Here is a 14,971-nt window from a genome sequence, read left to right on the forward strand (position 1 = left end):
CAGGACGAATGTCATGGGTGGGGCCGCGCCCTCGTGCCCCACCCATGACCCGCGGGATCAGCCGAGCAGCACCGGAAGCGTCCGGACGCTGTTGCTGATGAAGGAGGGGAGCGGGAGGAGTTCGTCCGGGGCGGCGGCGAGGGAGAGGTCCGGAAAGCGGGTGAAGAGGGCCGGCAGGGCGGTCTCGGCCTGCAGCCGGGCCAGCGCCGCGCCGAAGCAGAAGTGGGCGCCGTGCCCGAAGGTGAGGTGGCGCTTGTTCTCGCGCGCGGTGTCGAAGGCGTCCGCCGACGGCCCGTACTGCTCCGGGTCCCGGCCCGCCGCCACGTACGAGGCGAGGATCGCGTCGCCGCGCCGGATCACCGCGCCCTCCAGCGGGATGTCCTCCTTGGCGTAGCGCATCGGGAAGTGGGCGACGGGCGAGTCCCAGCGCAGCGTCTCCTCGACCACCGCCGTCCAGGGCAGCTCACCGGCGCGGACGCGGGCCAGCTGCTCGGGGTGGGTGAGGAGGGCGCGCACCGCGTTGGTGACGAGGTTGAGGGTGGTGCCGTGACCGGCGACGAGCATGAGGAGCAGGGTGCCGATGAGCTCCTCCTCGGACAGCCGGTCGGCGTCCTCCCGGGCGGCGATCAGGTCGCTGATGATGTCCTCGCCGGGCGCCGCCCGCTTCTCGGCCACCAGCGCGGCGAGCAGCGCGAGCAGCCGGCGGCGGGTCGTGAGGACCTCGTCGGGCCCGGTGGCGCTGCTGGTCAGGCTAGCGGAGAGGGCCCGGAACTCGTCGTACCGCTCCTCAGGGACGCCGAGCAGGTCGCCGATCGTCCGCATGGCCAGCGGGTAGGCGAACAGCGCCCGGACGTCCACCGGCCCGGCCGGCTGCGCGGCGAGCCGGTCCAGCAGCCCCCGCACGTTCGCCTCGACGGGCGCGCGCATCCCGGCGATGCGCCGGGGCGTGAACGCCTGGGTGACCAGGGTGCGCAGCCGCCGGTGGTCGTCGCCGTCGGCGGTCACCATGCCGGCCGGCGCGACGAAGTTGATGAGCGGCCAGCCCTCCGGCACCGAACCGTCGCGCAGCAGAGCCCAGTTGACCGGGTCCTTGACGACGCGCGGGTCGGTGAGCAGCTCGCGCAGCAGCCGGTGGCGGGTGACGACCCAGGCGGGTATCCCGTCCGGGAGCTCGACGCGGACGACGGGACCGGTGTCGCGCAGCCGCCGGACCTCCCCGTGGAGGTCCGCTCCGGTCACGTCCAGGCGGTAGGGCGGTGCGTCGCGGAAGAGTTGTGCGTCGTCGGTGCGGGTGTCGTCCATGACGGGCCTCCAGCGGCGGCTGTGCGGTGTCGGGTGGCAGTGCTTGGTCTTGGTACGACGGGACTGAAGCGCACGGGCAGAGCGGTGAGCGCACGGGCCCAGGGCGACGGCCGGTAGGCCAGCTCCCCGGCGGGCACGGCGAGCCGGATGTCGGGCAGGCGGTGGACGAGGGTGTCGACGGCGGTGTGCGCGATCACCCGGGCCTGGTCGCGGGCCGGGCAGGTGTGCGGGCCCGCGCCGAACGCCAGGTGGGAGCGGTTGCCGGGGACGATCTGGCCGTCCGGCGGCAGCACGGCGGGATCGTGGTTGGCGGCGGCGAGGCCGAGCAGCAGCGCGTCGCCCTCGCGCACGTACCGCCCGCCGAAGCGCAGGTCGCGGGTGGCGTACCGGCCCGGGAAGTTCTGCACCGGCGCGTCCCGCCACAGCACCTCGTCGAGGGCCGCGTCGACGGTGAGCCGGCCGCCGGTGACGTGCGTCCGGAAGCGGGTGTCGGTGAGCAGCAACCGGACCGTCGCCGCCGTCCAGTTGGCGGCCGGGCCGTTGCCCGCGACGATGATGACGGCCAGGTGGTGCAGGACCTCCTCGGGCGACAGGCCCTCGGGATGCGCGAGCAGCCACGAGGTGAGGTCGTCGCCGGGCTCGGCCAGCTTGCGGTGCACGAGGTCACCGAGGATCCGCTGGAGCGCCTGGTTGGCGGCGGTCGCCTCCGGGCCGCTGTCCACCATCCCGCGCACGGCGGCGATCAGTTCGGGCGCGATCGCGTCGGGAAGGCCGAGCATCCGGGAGGCGGCCCACAGCGGCAGCTGGAGCGCGTACTCGCCCAGCAGGTCGGCCTCGCCGCGCGGGGCGATGGCGTCGAGGAGCATGTTCGACAGCTGGGCGATGCTGCGGCGCAGCCGGTGCTGGTCGAGGCGGGCGAAGCCGTCGTTCACCGCGCGGTAGAGGCGGCGGTGCTCGGGCCCGTCGGCGAACAGCACGGTCGGCCGGTAGCCCATCATCGGCAGCAGGGGGGAGTCGGGCCGCACCAGCCCCTCGCGCAACGCCCGCCAGCGGCGCGAGTCATGGGAGAAGCACTCCTCGTTGCGCGTGACCTCCAGCAGCTCCCGGTAGCCGATCACCAGCCAGGCGGGAACGCCCGGCTCCAGCTCGACGGGGACGACCGGGCCGTGCTCGCGGCGGAGGCGCTCGTAGAGGGCGTGGGTGTCGCCGGTGAGGACTTCGCCGTAGAGGGCGGCGGCGGGGGTCGGGTGGGGCGCCGGTGTGTGGGCCGGCTGTGAGGGCGCCGGTTGCCCGTCCGTTGATTGGTGGGCCGGGCAGCCGGGCGGGGGCGGTGGCACGGACGGAGAGCCCGCCGGTTGCGGCGGGGTCGGCTGGTGCGCGAGGGGCGCGGTGGACGTGGCGGATGGGGCGGGCGCGGAGGCCGGGGGCGCCGGGTGGGGGTCGCTTTCCCGGGCCGCCGGGTTCTGCGGGGCGGCCGGTGTCCGGGGGGCACCAGGGGTTTTCCGGGCAGCCGACGTTTCCGGGACGCCCAGTGCGTCAGGCGATTCCGACGAGTCCGGTATCGGGGCGGTCATGACGCCGGTGCCTCCAGCGACGCGGCGGCCGCGGCCGTGTACAGATGGTCGACGAGCGTGACCAGCGCCCGCGCGCTCGACGCCCGGTCGCGGGCGTCGCAGAGCATCACCGGGGTGTCCGGGAGCAGGTCCAGCGCCTCCCGCAGCTCCTCCGCCGGGTACACCGGCGCGTCCGGGAACGCGTTGGCGGCGACGGCGAACGGGACGCCCAGGTCCTCCAGGTGCCCGAGCACGTCGAAACTCGCCTCCAGCCGGCGCGTGTCGATCAGCGCCAGCGCACCGAGCGCGCCGTGCGTCAGATGCCGCCACAGCGGGAAGAAGCGCGGCTGACCGGGGGTGCCGAAGAGGTAGAGGACACGCCGCCGGTTGAGGGTGATCCGCCCGAAGTCCATGGCCACGGTGGTGGTGGCCTTGCCCGGCAGCACGTCGTCCACGCCCTGCCCCGCCTGCGTCATGGTCTCCTCGGTGCGCAGCGGCGGGATCTCGCTGAGCGAGCCGATGAGCGTCGTCTTGCCGACGCCCAGCGGGCCGGCGATCACGATCTTTACGGACGTGCGCACGGTCGGGGGAAGGTAGCGGCCGCCCTCAGAGTTGGCGGAGTCCATCGAGTACCTCTTTCAGCAGGGCGGGATCGTGCCGGTCGGCGGCCGTGACCGGGGGACGGGCGACGACCAGGCCGGCGTCGAGCAGGTCGGCGAGCAGCACCTTGATCACCGCGACCGGCTGGCGCAGATGGGCGGCGACCTCCGCCACGGACAGCAGCCGGACGCAGAGGTCCAGGATCTCGGCGCACTCCGGGCCGAGGTCGGGCGTGTGCTCACCGGCGGACGCGGCGACGCCGGTGGCGTCGGCGCCGGTTGCGCCGGCTGTTTCGGCGGCTGTTTCGGCGGCCACCACCAGGGTCTCCAGCGCGAGGCTGTCCCGGGAAGGGGCCACCCGGCCACCGGTGATCACATAGGGGCGTACCGGCCCCGCGCCGGTCGCGCCGCTCACGGAGTGGCGGTACGGGCGCGGGGCGGGCTGCTGAGGTGCTGCCCTATGCGCACCACCATGTGCTGCATCTCCCGCGCGACCAGCCCGGCGTCCACGTCCGCCGCCGTGGCCACGGCCAGCGAGGCGCCCGGCCCGGCGGCCACCAGGAACAGGAAACCGCCGTCGAACTCCACCATCACCTGACGCGGCGCGCTCCCGTCGCCCGCGAGCTGTGCCGCGGCCTCGTGGCCGAGCGAGAGCAGGCCGGAGCAGATCGCCGACAGACGGTCGGCGTCATCGGTGGATATGTCGGGCGAACCGGCCAGCCGCAGCCCGTCGCGGGACACCACGAGCGCGTGCCGCACCGCGGGCACCCGCAGGATGTCGGCGAGCAGCCACTCCAGATTCCCGTTCGTACTCAACGCGATTCCCTTTCGCTGTCGTTCGGCACACGGGGCCGCGCCGGCTCTGCCGCTTCCGCTTCCGCCTTCGGATCCGCTTCCGCTTCCGCTTTTGCGTCCGCTTTCGCTTCTGCTTCTGCTTCCGCTCCCGCTTCCGCGATGCCGGCCGGGTCCGTCGGACGCGGCCGCTCCGCAGGAGCCGCTGCTTCCGCCGGGCCGGCCGTACCCGTCGATCCGCCGGAGCGTTCCGCCCGGACGGGTTCCGACGCGCCGACGTGAGGCGACGAGCCGTCGTGATCCGGCAGCTCGGCATCCTCCGCCGGCCCGACGTGGCCCGGCGGCCCGACGCGAACCGGCGGTTCACCCGATCCCGATCCCGATCCCGATCCCGATCCCGATCGTGATCCCGACCCCGACGGCCGGGCCGAAGTCTCCGACCCGGCGCCACTGCCCGCGCCGCGACTGTCTGCTGACGGGACGAAACCCGCCCGCTCGACGGCTCTCGCACGTACGGCGGCTCCCGCTCCCACGGCAGCTCCTTCCGCTGCGGCAGTGTCCGAGGGGCCGACCGGACCGGTGGCCTCCGCCGCCATTGTGGCTTGTGGCGTCCGGGCGGCCACCGCCGCCTCCGCTTCTCCACCGCCACCCGCCTGCGGCGATGCCGCGGCGGGCGCCGTCGGAGGCACCTGTGCGGGCATCTCGACGGACGTCTCGGCTGCCGCCCTCGCCGCCGGTTCCGCCGGGGGAGCCGTCGCCGGCACGCTTGCCGGCGTACGGGCACTTCCGGCTGCCGTCCCCGCCGCCTCCTCGCGCCCCAGCCGAGTCCCGGCTTGCAGGCTGCTCATGAAGGCCGCGGCCTGCTGCGGCGACCGGACGGGCTCCGGGCCCCGCGTCGCTGCCGCCGGAGCCGCCGACCTCCGAGGCACCGACCTCCGAGGTGCCGCCCCCCGAGACTCCGCCCCCTGGCCAGGGCCCGCCGCCCGGCGGCTGCGCCGGCGCGGAAGACCGCCGGGGGTGATACCGGCGGGCTCCGAGGCGTCGGAGCCCGGGACTTCGGGGCGGCGCGGGCCCGTACCGTGCCCGGCGACACCGTCCGTCCCCGGGCCGCCGACGGCGTGCGCGGCGTGCCCGTCGCGTACCCCGGTCTCGTACCCGTCCCGCACCCCGGCCTCGTCGTCGAAACCATCCTGACGTGGCATCGGCTCCGGCCGCGCATGCTCCCGCCGCACGTCCCACGTCGGCGCGCCGCCGCCCGGTGCTGCCGGCGCTGCTGGTGCGTCCGGCGTGCCCGGGCTGCCCGGCCTGCCCGCCCCGGCCGCCGGTGCCGTCGGTGCCGCCAGTGCCGACGGAACGCCCGCGTCCGCCACGGCGGCCGCTCCCGCGGCCGTCCGCGCCCGCCGCCGTTCCGCTTGCTCAAGCTCCGCCTGTTCCCGCAGCCCCGGCGCGCGCGGGGGCGCGGGGGTGGCCGGGGTCGTCGGCCCCTGGCTGAGCAGGGCGGACGGGACGAGGACGACGGCCCGGACGCCCCCGTACGCCGACGGCGAGTCCAGCTTCACCGAGAAGCCGTACCGCCGGGCCAGCATGCCCACGGCGGCCAGGCCGAGCTGCGGCTTCGCGCCCAGGCCGCGCCCCTGGGCCGCCGCGCCGCCGCCGAGCCGCACCTCGGCCTCGGCGAGGGCCTGTTCGGTCATCCCGAGCCCGCCGTCGTCGATTTCGATCACGGCGCCGCTGTGCACCGGGCGGATGCCCACCAGCACGGTCACGGTCGGCGGCGAGTAGCGGGTGGCGTTGTCGAGCAGCTCGGCGACCGCGTGGATCAGCGCCTCGACCGCGCGCGGCTCGACGGCGGCGTCCCGCGCGCCCTGGACGCGGACCCGCTGGTACTCCAGGATCCGCGACTGCGCGCCGCGCACCACGTCCAGCAGGGAGACCGCGTCGGGCCACTGCCGTCCGGGCCACGCGCCGCACAGCACCTTCATCGTCTGCGCCTGCCGGGCGAGCTGCGCCGCCGCGTGGTCGGCGCGCATCAGACCGGCCATCAGCACCGGGTCCTCGGCGCTCTGTTCCAGCACGTCGAGGCCCTGCTGCTGGGCGAGGGCCATCACCTGGATGCGGTCGGCCATGACCAGGAACGCGGCGCGCCCGGACTCCTCGATGTCCTTCCGCGCCCGGATGGCCGCCGCCGTCCGCGACAGCAGCTCCTCATGGCGGGCGGCGATCGCCCCGGCCTCCGGATCGCCGTCGGGAACGGCGTACAGCGGCTTCGGAACGTCGGACTCCGGGACGCCCTCCAGGACCGCGGGCAGCCGGACGCCGACGAGCCGCTCCAGCTCCTCCGCCCAGGCGCGCTGCCGGTCGCCCAGCCGGGACCCGTACTCCGTGGCGGCCGCCAGTTCCTCGCGCAGCCGCGCGGTCAGGCGCCGGGCGCGGATCAGCAGCGGCGTGGCGATCACAGCGGCGGTGGCCGTGCCCGCGGCCAGGCCCAGGGACACGGCCTCCGTTATCGGCATCATCAGACGGTTCCCGGGAGGCGATCTTCAACTGGAGGACGGCCGTCAGCGTACGGGGCGGGGCGGCGGTGGTGGAAGTGTTGGGTGTGTCCTGACGCTTGGTCGAATTTCGGGCGATTCCTCCGCGTCCTCCGCGAAAGCACGCCTCGGCGGAGGAAGGCTCGTTCCGGTCTTGGCCGCTGGCCGCTGGCCGCCGACTGTGGATCGACCACTCGCTGCTGACCGTGCGCCCGCTGCTCGCAGCCCGCCCGGCCGCCGACGTACCCCCGGCGATCCCCCGGCCGACCCGGCTGGGTCGCCTCCCCCCGGACCGCGGCCCCCTACCGCTCTACCGCTCCCTACTGCCTGCCACCGCACCCGCCGCTGACCTCCCCCTCCCCCCTCCTTCCTCACACCCGGCCATCAAGCAACCTGTCGAGTGAGAGAAACCCGTACCCCCGATCGCTGATGGCCTTGAGGAGCGCAGGCAGCGCCGTCGCGTCCACGGTGGACGGATCGGCGGAACTGGTCCGTCCGACGTGCATCAGCACGATGGCGCCGGGGACCAGGGCGCCGAGCACCCGCTCGACGACCCGCTCTGTCGTGATGCCTCCGCCGGCGCCCTTCCACCCCAAGGTGTCGACGGTCCAGCGGACGCAGGTGTACCCCTCGGCGTTCACATCGGCGACGCACTCCCGGTTCACCTCCCCGTAGGGGAAGCGGAACAGTCGCACCGGCGGCCGCCCGACCGCCCGTTCCACGGTCGCCGCGGCCGACCGCACCTCCTCCACCCGCTGCTCCCGGGTGAGGCCCGGGAAGGCGGGGTGGGTCATGGAGTGGTTGCCGACGGGGTACGCGCGGGCGATCCGGCGCGCGGCGTCGCCATGAGCGGAGGCGAACCGCCCGGTCATGAAGAACGTGGCGGCGACTCCCCAGGCCCCCAGCACCCCCAGCACCTCATCGACACCTTGGTCCCCACCTCCACAGTCGAAGGTGAGGGCGACCTCCCGCTCCCGGGTGGGCACAACGGTCAAGTCCCGTCCGTCGAACGCCCGCCCATCACCCCGAGCCACTCCGCCCCACCCGACAACCCCCGCACCGACCGCACTCGAGACGACCCGCAACAACGCCCGCCGCCCGACTTCCCCACCCAAGCGCCTGCCCTCCCGACAGAGTCCGCGAAAAGACCCACTCTGCCGCCTGGCCGCGACTCCACGGACCGCTGACCCGACCCCACCTCACGCGGAGTTGACGCACGAAACCCTGAGATAGCCGCGCGACGCGCACCCGGGATACTGAGAACCCGGGAAGCCATGGAGGGGGACTGGATGCAATCGGTGCTGGAGAACATCGCCATCGGCTTGGCGACCAGCTTCCTCGGCGGCGCCTTCGTATGGCTGTGGGAGCGGGCCAAACGGACGCGCGAGGTGAACAGAAGAGCACGCTTCTTCGGTGTCCGCCCCGGCCAGACGTGCCTCGTCGTGCTGGGCAACAAGTACAACGCCCCCAGGGCGACCGCGTACCCCGACACCCGAGCGGCCGTCGAACTGGCCCTGCTGGCAGGCGAACTGGGCTGCGAGGTGCTCGTCGAATCGGGCACCTTCCGCGGCGGCAACGGCGACCGCACCGAGTTCTGCGTAGGCGGCCCCTCAGGAGGCGCCAACCCCCGCACCGGAGGCCACCTCGCCGCCCACCTCCCCGGCGTCACCCTCCACCCCTACGACACCGCGGACACCCACTCGATCGCCATAGAAGTCGACGGCGAGAAGTACCTCTTCGACCGAGGCAACCGCGAACACGTCCTGGTCGCCAAGTTCACCCCCACGGAGTCGACCAGCCCGGTCTTCCTCGTCTGCGGCCAAAGCTCCCTGTCCAACCTGGCCGCCATCCACTACCTCCGCCGCGAATTCGCCACAGTGGCGAAGAACATTCCGACCGTGGACCGCTTCTGCATCCTCATCGCCGTCTCCGACATCCACACCTACGACCACCACCGCGCAACACTGGAACGCGACGTGACAACGGCCGCCTTCGCGCGCTGACGCCCCCACCCGAGGCCCCACCAAGATCGCAAAGATTCCTGTCGTGCGCATGGCACGACCGGCCGCTGTTCGATGTTCCTCAGCACACACGAAAGGCCCCGGACCGTGATCGGTCCGAGGCCTTTGCCTTGGTGCCCCCGGGCAGATTCGAACTGCCGACACCCGCTTTAGGAGTTCGGTCGGAGACCGTTCCGACTCTGCCGTCGACTGGTGCGACGGCCGGGCAGGAGCGCTGGTGTACGCCTTCGTCCGGCGTTGTTGATGTCAGCCGTGGATGTCAGGTGCTACAGCCGGCTTGCTCCACATTGCATGGACATGTCCATGTACCGCGCCGCGACCGCGCCGCAAGCCTGCCGGGAACTTGCCGCGTGATACTCTCCCTGCCGTAAGTATGCCGCGACGGCAGATGATAGGAGGGTGGGTCTCCATGGAGGCTGCACCAAATCCACCCGACTGGCAGGACACGAGACATGGCTCCAAGATCCGCGTCGCGGCATGGCTGGCCACAGTGGTGGGGGAAGGGAACTCGTTCACTCGTGAGCAGTTGCACGAGGCGTTCCAGGGGGTTACGCATATCGAACGGCGTATGCGTGATCTGCGCGACTCAGGCTGGGAGATCGAGACCTACCGCGGGGGTGCCCACGGTACCGAGATGCGCCTGATCAAGATCGGCGAACCCGTGTGGAGCCCCTCCTACCGCAGGGTGTCGCGTCCGTTCGTGGCATCTCAACAACGTCATCAGGTGCTCGCGCGGGATGAGTACCGATGCACGGATTGCGGTCTGGGGGCCGGAGAACGGGACCCCTCTGCTCCGGCCGGGGCTGCCGCACTTGAGGTTCACTTCGTCGTCCCGCTGTCGGCTGGGGGCTCGGCGGACATCACGAACATGGTCACCTTGTGCGCCAGCTGCAATGCTGGAAGGAGAGGCAGCCCAGTCACAGATCCTGAAGCGGTTTCGCTTGAAGTCAGCCGTCTCACTTTCCAGGAGCGGATGATCCTGCTCGCCTGGATGGCAAAGGGAGAGCGAACGACTTCGCCAGTAGAGCGAGCTTGGGTCATGTACCGGCACCTCAGCCCCGAGCAGCGTCAGCTCATGAGGCAAAAACTTTCGGAAACTGTCGAGCGCGCAGTCACAGACTCGATGGCTGATTAACCCCAAAGCCCCGCCGGCCCCGCGCACCTTCCACAGCATCACGGGGCCGACGGCCGTCACACACCCCTATCGAGGAGAGGAGGTGACAACATCCATGATGACCTATCCCGCCGGCGAGCACCGGAAGCTGGACCTGCGCCTGCTGCTGGAGTGCTTACTCCTGCTGCTGCTCGCTCTGTGCGTCCTCGTCCTCGCAGGCCGCCTCAGTCCCGAGCAGGCTGGTGAGTTCTTGGGCGCCTTGGTGTCGGCTCTCGCCACCGGGCTGGCCAACAATCGGCCGCGCAGGGCGTGACATCCAGGCGGCGGCCTTCGGGCTGCCGCCCCCACCCAAAGGCCCCGGACCGTGATCGGTTCGGGGCCTTTCGGCTGGTATCCCCAGCAGGATTCGAATCTGCGGCAACCTGTCGCCCGCACTCGGTGCTCTCGCTTCCCTCCCACTAGCTTCCCGGCTGCCATCCCGTCTGCCGTCGTCCCACACGCATGTGGAGCGGGCTTGGCCCGGGGTGTCCAGGTGGAGCGCCCGGCTGGACGAACGACCTGGACGCCCCGGGCCAAGGCTGCTCGGCTTCGCCTGGGTCGACGGCAGACGGGATGGCAGCTCCCCCCTCAACCCCATGCGACCCGCACCCGCCCGCCGGCCCCCCGCCATCCCGGAGTCGGAGCGCCCCCGCCGGAGGCATCCGTTCTGAGGGAAAGTGGCGACTCCGCTTCAGTCGCGCGGCCGGGCGGACCCGGGCCGGAGCGGGGCGGAGACAGGAGCGGCGGCCCGGGGGAGCCGGGCCGCGCGCGGCGAGCGGAGCGAGCCGCCTTGAACCCGTAGAGAAGGTTGTTACTCAGTCGGCCGGGGCGGCAACAGCGGTCTGAAGGGGTAGGTGGTGAACCGCCTGGAGCAGGTGGGGAGTCGGGACTTCGAGCGGTCGGCCAGGGGGAGGAAGAGGGCCGGGCGGATCGTCCACGTCAACTCCATCTCACCCCGGGTCGCCGTGTAGGTGCACATGTGGCCCGCGATGAGCGATGACGCGGCCTGGGTCCTCTCGGCCCACGCCCGGGCGGCCGCCGCCTCCTTCTCCTCTGGGGTGGTCGCCATCATCTCCATGGCCACGATGACGCCGATGACGGCTTCGGCCGCGCTTCGCGCGTCAAAGGCCGTGACCAGCTTGGGGCCGTCGGTGACCCCACCGAAGACGACGTTGCAGGAGCACCAGTAGCCGCCCTTTAAGGCTGATGAGTCGCGTCGCTTCATCGTTCTTCTCCCATGGTTGTCGGGGTGGTCACGAGCTCGGCGGTCACGGTGTGGCCCCTCCTGTCCCCGCGGACCGTCGTCCTGGTCGCGAGGCAGCAGACGAGGGACAGGCCCCGGCCGCTGGACGCGGTCGGCTGCGGGTGACCGATCACCGGCCTGGTGGGGGAGCCGCCGGCGTCCGCGACGGAGATGGCGATGACGTGCTCGGACACGCACAGCGCGACGTGGAAGTGCCCGACCCGGCAACCGCTCGCGGTGTGGAGCACGGCGTTGCTGCTCAGCTCGCTCACGATCACCTCGGCGTCACCGGCGTAAGGCGAGTGCCGCAGCACGTCGCGCGTCCAGCGCCGAACGCGTCCGACCTCTTCCACGGAACCTGGGCAAGTGAGCCCCCAGACCCGCGCCTCACTCATATACTCATCCATACAAGTTCCTTTGTGCTGGTAGGCCGCTATGGGTAGTGGATTCAGCTAGACGAGTCGCACGCCGTCATGGGCTCGGACGGCCGGCGGGTTCGCCGCGTCGAGCGCGTCCAGGACGCGTATCGCGTACGCCTCGTCGGCAAGTTCCACGACCTCGTCGCGCGTCGCCCAGCGCAGTGCCCGGGTCTCGGCGCCCGTGGTCGGGTTCCCGTCGATCGCCTCGCAGCGGAAGACGAGGGAGACGATCAAGCCGGTCATGTTCTTGTACACGCCAGTCAGGACCGCCGGAGTCGCGATCTTGATTCCGGTCTCTTCGAGTACTTCGCGCTCCAGGGCGTCGGGGATCGTCTCCCCGGCCTCCAGTACTCCCCCGGGCGGTTCCCAGTGGCCGTTGTCCCGCCGCTTGATCAGCAGGGCGCGGCCCTGGTCGTCGACGATGATCCCGGCGACGCTCACGGAGTGAGGGCGCTCTGTGCTCACGTTCCTCGGTCCCCTTTGGCTGGCTAGGCTCTCCACCGTAGCAACAGAACTTGGCCGCTTGTCTAGACACCTAAGGGAGTACCCGATGGCTCCTCTGCCTTCCGGCCTTCTCGGCGCACTGGACCCGACGAGTGATCGGGCGGTCTTCCGCCAGATCGCCGACCAACTGCGCATGGCGATCGACAAGGGGCGTTTCCGCGAGGGCGACAAGCTTCCGTCGGAATCCGAGCTGGTGGAGCACTTCGCCGTCTCGCGGATGACCGTGCGGCACTCGCTCTCCATCCTCCAGGGCGAGGGCCTGGTGTCGTCCGAGCATGGCAAGGGCGTCTTCGTCCGGCCGCGCCCGCCGGTGCGCCGGCTGGCTTCCGACCGCTTCGCCCGGCGTCACCGCGAGCAAGGAAAGTCCGCCTTTACGGTGGAAGCGGAAGCCGCGGGAAGCCGACCGGAGGTTGACAGCCTGGAGGTCCGGGAGGAACGGCCTGCGCCCGACATCGCGGCCCGCCTCGACGGCGCCCGGCGAGTGCTCGCCCGACGGCGGCGCTACCTCCTCGATCAACGTCCGGTCGAGTTCGCCACCTCCTACATCCCGCTGGATCTGGCCAGGAACACTCCGATCGCCGAGCCCAACCCCGGCCCGGGCGGCATCTATGCCCGTCTCGAAGAACTCGGCCACCGCCTCGACCACTTCGACGAGGAGATCCGGGCCCGGATGCCTTCGCCGGCCGAGGTGAAGACGCTCCGCCTGGCGTCGGGCGTTCCGGTCATCCACCTGGTGCGGACCGCCTTCGACACCGAGGGCCGTGCCGTCGAGGTTTGCGACACCGTCATGGCGGCCGACGCGTACGTTCTCGCCTACCAACTGCCCGCCACTTGAGGCCGCTCAGGCGGGCTTCCCACCCGCGCCGCCGATGCGCCGAGGAGTTGTCGTCGGTCGAAGCGGACGCCCGAGGCGTCGACTGATGCCGAAGGGGCACCTAGGAACGTTCCTAGGTGCCCCTTCGGCATCAGTGCCCCCGGGCAGATTCGAACTGCCGACACCCGCTTTAGGAGAGCGGTGCTCTATCCCCTGAGCTACGGAGGCGCGGCCGTCCGTGGAGGGGCGGCCGAGGACAGGTTAGCCGATGGTAGGTGATCCGTGCTGGGCGGTGGTGGGGGTGGTGGGGGCGGGGTGGTGGGTCAGCGGGGGGCGATCAGGAGGGTCTGGAGGATTCTGCCGCAGTTGCCCGACGCGTCGTCCAGGCGGCCCTCGGCCAGGCCCGAGCCGGCGGGGGCGGCGGCGGTGGACGAGGTCAGGCAGAGCCATTCGCCGACCGGGTCGCGGTGCAGGGCGAGGGTGACGTCGGTGTTGATGACGAGGCCGTTGACGTGGTCGAGTTCGAAGCCGACGGCCCAGTTGCTGTCGGCCAGGGTCAGGGCGCGGGTCAGCGGGGTGTCCTCCTCGCCCGCCACCAGGGGGATCCGCTGGCGTGCCCAGGCCGTGCCGGGGCCGGGGGTGTCGAATCCGCCGCCGGACGCGAAGCGCCACTCCATCGCCGAGACGTAGCCGTCCGTGTACGCGCCCTTGAAGCCGTGCTCCGGCTGGGGCTCGGGGAGGGCGGGCGGGGGCGGGTCGTGGCGCAGGGCCGGGGTGTCCGGCGGGGCGGCGGCCGTCCGCCAGGCGCGGGCCAGCATCACCGGGCGGCCGTTCGCGGTGATCTCGCCTTCGAGGAGTTCCGTGCGGCGCCCGCCGCGGACCGTGCGCACGCGCACCAGCAGGTCGCCCACCGGCACCGGGGCCGGGATCTCCAGCGTCACGCGCGCCACCCGGAAGCCCTCCCGGGGTTCGTGCCGTTCCATCGCCCGGCCCAGGAGGGCGGACGGCGGGCCCGCGTGCTGCGCCTCGGGGCTCCACGGGCCCGCTGTGGCGGGCGTGCTCTCGTAGCGGCCGTCCCCCGCGTCCCGGTAGAAGGACTCGTCCGGTGCCATCGGCTTGGCTCTCCCCTCTGCCTCATTCCTGCGGCGTCGTGCGTACGGTCTCAGGTCGCGCCCGGGTGGTGAGTGGCGGGGGGCGGAATTCAGGCGTCCGGCATTGGTGGTGCGGTGCGGTCAGTGGGGCGGCGTTCTCAGCTCGGCCCTGGTTCCGCCCGGCAGGGTCAGGACGGCGGGGGCTTCCGGCGTACCCTCGGGCGACCCGGCCGTTCCCGTCAGTTCCGCGACCTGCTCCGGTGACCGTGCCAGCAGAGTGAAGGCGATCGGTTCCGTGTCCGTCGCGGTCGTCAGCAGCAGGTTGCCCACGATCGCCGTCCCCTCGGGAGCCTCCGCTTCCGCCTCCGTTTCCAGCGCCGTCCGATAGAAGCGGACCGCCTCGGCCAGCCCGCCCGCCGGCACCGCGTGCCGGGCCAGGAGGCGTACGCCCGTGTCCGTCGCCTCGCGGACGGCGAGGCCCGGGCGCGGGGAGGGGCGTTCGCCGGGCTGCGGGCGGTGTTCGACCAGCTCGGCGAGGGAGCCGTCCGGATACCGCACCCGGGCCCGCGAACCCGGCTTGATCGCCTCGACCGGCTCCAGGACCTCCGTCCCCGTCCGCTCCAGCAGCCCCAGCTGGCCGGCCAGGGACGGCACGATGAGCGAGTACGCCGTCCGCCGCTGGACGGGCGTGAACGGCCGCTCGCTCGCGATGAGGAGCAAGTTGCCCACGGCGGCCAGTTCCAGACCGCCGAAGTCCGGGATGGGCATGCGCAGGTCGGCCGGGACGCCGAGGAGACGCTCGTAGAACGCGATCCGGTCGTCCAGGTCCGCCAGCTCGATCAGCAGCCTCGCCAGCAGCCGGGGCCGGTCGAGGGAGGACGAGTCCGGGCGGGTGCGGAACCAGCGGTCCGCCGCAGGGGTCCGTGCCGTCACGCTTTCCGTGGGGCTG

At 72.4% G+C, this 14,971-nt stretch carries 16 protein-coding genes and 1 tRNA gene; 4 read left to right on the forward strand and 13 right to left on the reverse strand.

The features are described 5' to 3' along the window. Positions 1–57 precede the first annotated feature (57 nt). The 7 genes from K7I03_RS19110 to K7I03_RS19140 form a co-directional block, all read right to left on the reverse strand. Positions 58–1,302, reverse strand: a complete 1,245-nt coding sequence (locus tag K7I03_RS19110) for a cytochrome P450 family protein (protein ID WP_185942564.1) — start codon at positions 1,300–1,302, stop codon at positions 58–60. Continuing rightward, the gene (locus K7I03_RS19115; RefSeq protein WP_185942565.1) at positions 1,236–2,639 is read right to left on the reverse strand and encodes a cytochrome P450; all 1,404 of its coding nucleotides are present in this window, start codon (positions 2,637–2,639) and stop codon (positions 1,236–1,238) included. Before K7I03_RS19115 ends, K7I03_RS19110 begins: the two co-directional genes overlap by 67 nt. A 233-nt stretch (positions 2,640–2,872) precedes the next feature. Next, on the reverse strand, positions 2,873–3,481 hold the full coding sequence (locus tag K7I03_RS19120; protein ID WP_185942566.1) for a GTP-binding protein: 609 nt from the start codon (positions 3,479–3,481) through the stop codon (positions 2,873–2,875). Next, a complete protein-coding gene (locus tag K7I03_RS19125) occupies positions 3,462–3,869 on the reverse strand; it encodes a DUF742 domain-containing protein (protein WP_185942567.1) in 408 nt (135 codons plus the stop codon). Before K7I03_RS19125 ends, K7I03_RS19120 begins: the two co-directional genes overlap by 20 nt. Further along, positions 3,866–4,270 carry a roadblock/LC7 domain-containing protein gene (locus tag K7I03_RS19130; protein ID WP_171166850.1) on the reverse strand — a complete coding sequence of 135 codons (405 nt, stop codon included), beginning with the start codon at positions 4,268–4,270 and terminating at the stop codon, positions 3,866–3,868. Before K7I03_RS19130 ends, K7I03_RS19125 begins: the two co-directional genes overlap by 4 nt. Continuing rightward, a complete protein-coding gene (locus K7I03_RS19135; protein WP_185942568.1) occupies positions 4,267–6,762 on the reverse strand; it encodes an ATP-binding protein in 2,496 nt (831 codons plus the stop codon). The genes K7I03_RS19130 and K7I03_RS19135 overlap by 4 nt, the downstream gene beginning before the upstream one ends. Before the next feature lie 386 nt (positions 6,763–7,148). Continuing rightward, positions 7,149–7,763 (reverse strand): polysaccharide deacetylase family protein, encoded by a 615-nt coding sequence (locus K7I03_RS19140; protein ID WP_224347448.1) that lies wholly within the window; start codon positions 7,761–7,763, stop codon positions 7,149–7,151. Between the two features lie 303 nt (positions 7,764–8,066). Here K7I03_RS19140 and K7I03_RS19145 point away from each other — a divergent pair, with 303 nt between their 5' ends. The 3 genes from K7I03_RS19145 to K7I03_RS19155 all read left to right on the forward strand — a co-directional run bounded on the left by K7I03_RS19145 (position 8,067) and on the right by K7I03_RS19155 (position 10,225). Next, positions 8,067–8,780: a hypothetical protein gene (locus K7I03_RS19145; RefSeq protein ID WP_185942570.1), complete on the forward strand. Its 714-nt coding sequence runs from the start codon at positions 8,067–8,069 to the stop codon at positions 8,778–8,780. Between the two features lie 427 nt (positions 8,781–9,207). Next, on the forward strand, positions 9,208–9,933 hold the full coding sequence (locus tag K7I03_RS19150) for an HNH endonuclease (protein WP_185942571.1): 726 nt from the start codon (positions 9,208–9,210) through the stop codon (positions 9,931–9,933). Between the two features lie 94 nt (positions 9,934–10,027). After that, complete coding sequence (locus K7I03_RS19155; RefSeq protein ID WP_185942572.1) at positions 10,028–10,225, forward strand: hypothetical protein; 198 nt, start codon at positions 10,028–10,030, stop codon at positions 10,223–10,225. A 537-nt stretch (positions 10,226–10,762) separates the two neighbouring features. Here the strand turns inward: K7I03_RS19155 and K7I03_RS19160 are convergent. From K7I03_RS19160 to K7I03_RS19170, 3 genes are read right to left on the reverse strand one after another with little or no spacing between them, the layout of a single operon-like run. Further along, positions 10,763–11,176, reverse strand: coding sequence for a hypothetical protein (locus K7I03_RS19160; RefSeq protein ID WP_185942573.1), 414 nt, complete (start codon positions 11,174–11,176; stop codon positions 10,763–10,765). Next, a complete protein-coding gene (locus K7I03_RS19165) occupies positions 11,173–11,601 on the reverse strand; it encodes an ATP-binding protein (protein ID WP_185942574.1) in 429 nt (142 codons plus the stop codon). Before K7I03_RS19165 ends, K7I03_RS19160 begins: the two co-directional genes overlap by 4 nt. A 45-nt stretch (positions 11,602–11,646) precedes the next feature. Further along, on the reverse strand, positions 11,647–12,054 hold the full coding sequence (locus tag K7I03_RS19170; protein WP_223768434.1) for an NUDIX hydrolase: 408 nt from the start codon (positions 12,052–12,054) through the stop codon (positions 11,647–11,649). A 109-nt stretch (positions 12,055–12,163) separates the two neighbouring features. Here K7I03_RS19170 and K7I03_RS19175 point away from each other — a divergent pair, with 109 nt between their 5' ends. Continuing rightward, a complete protein-coding gene (locus K7I03_RS19175; protein WP_185942576.1) occupies positions 12,164–12,952 on the forward strand; it encodes a GntR family transcriptional regulator in 789 nt (262 codons plus the stop codon). Positions 12,953–13,086: 134 nt separating this feature from the next. On the opposite strand, the gene K7I03_RS19180 is transcribed toward K7I03_RS19175, so the two are convergent. The 3 genes from K7I03_RS19180 to K7I03_RS19190 all read right to left on the reverse strand — a co-directional run bounded on the left by K7I03_RS19180 (position 13,087) and on the right by K7I03_RS19190 (position 14,955). Further along, a tRNA-Arg gene (locus K7I03_RS19180) sits at positions 13,087–13,159 on the reverse strand. A 95-nt stretch (positions 13,160–13,254) separates the two neighbouring features. After that, positions 13,255–14,043: a thioesterase family protein gene (locus K7I03_RS19185; protein ID WP_185942577.1), complete on the reverse strand. Its 789-nt coding sequence runs from the start codon at positions 14,041–14,043 to the stop codon at positions 13,255–13,257. A gap of 120 nt (positions 14,044–14,163) precedes the next feature. Then, complete coding sequence (locus K7I03_RS19190; protein ID WP_224347117.1) at positions 14,164–14,955, reverse strand: VOC family protein; 792 nt, start codon at positions 14,953–14,955, stop codon at positions 14,164–14,166. Between the last annotated feature and the right edge of the window lie 16 nt (positions 14,956–14,971).

This window comes from Streptomyces mobaraensis (genome assembly GCF_020099395.1).
In the GTDB taxonomy this organism is placed as follows: Bacteria; Actinomycetota; Actinomycetes; order Streptomycetales; family Streptomycetaceae; genus Streptomyces.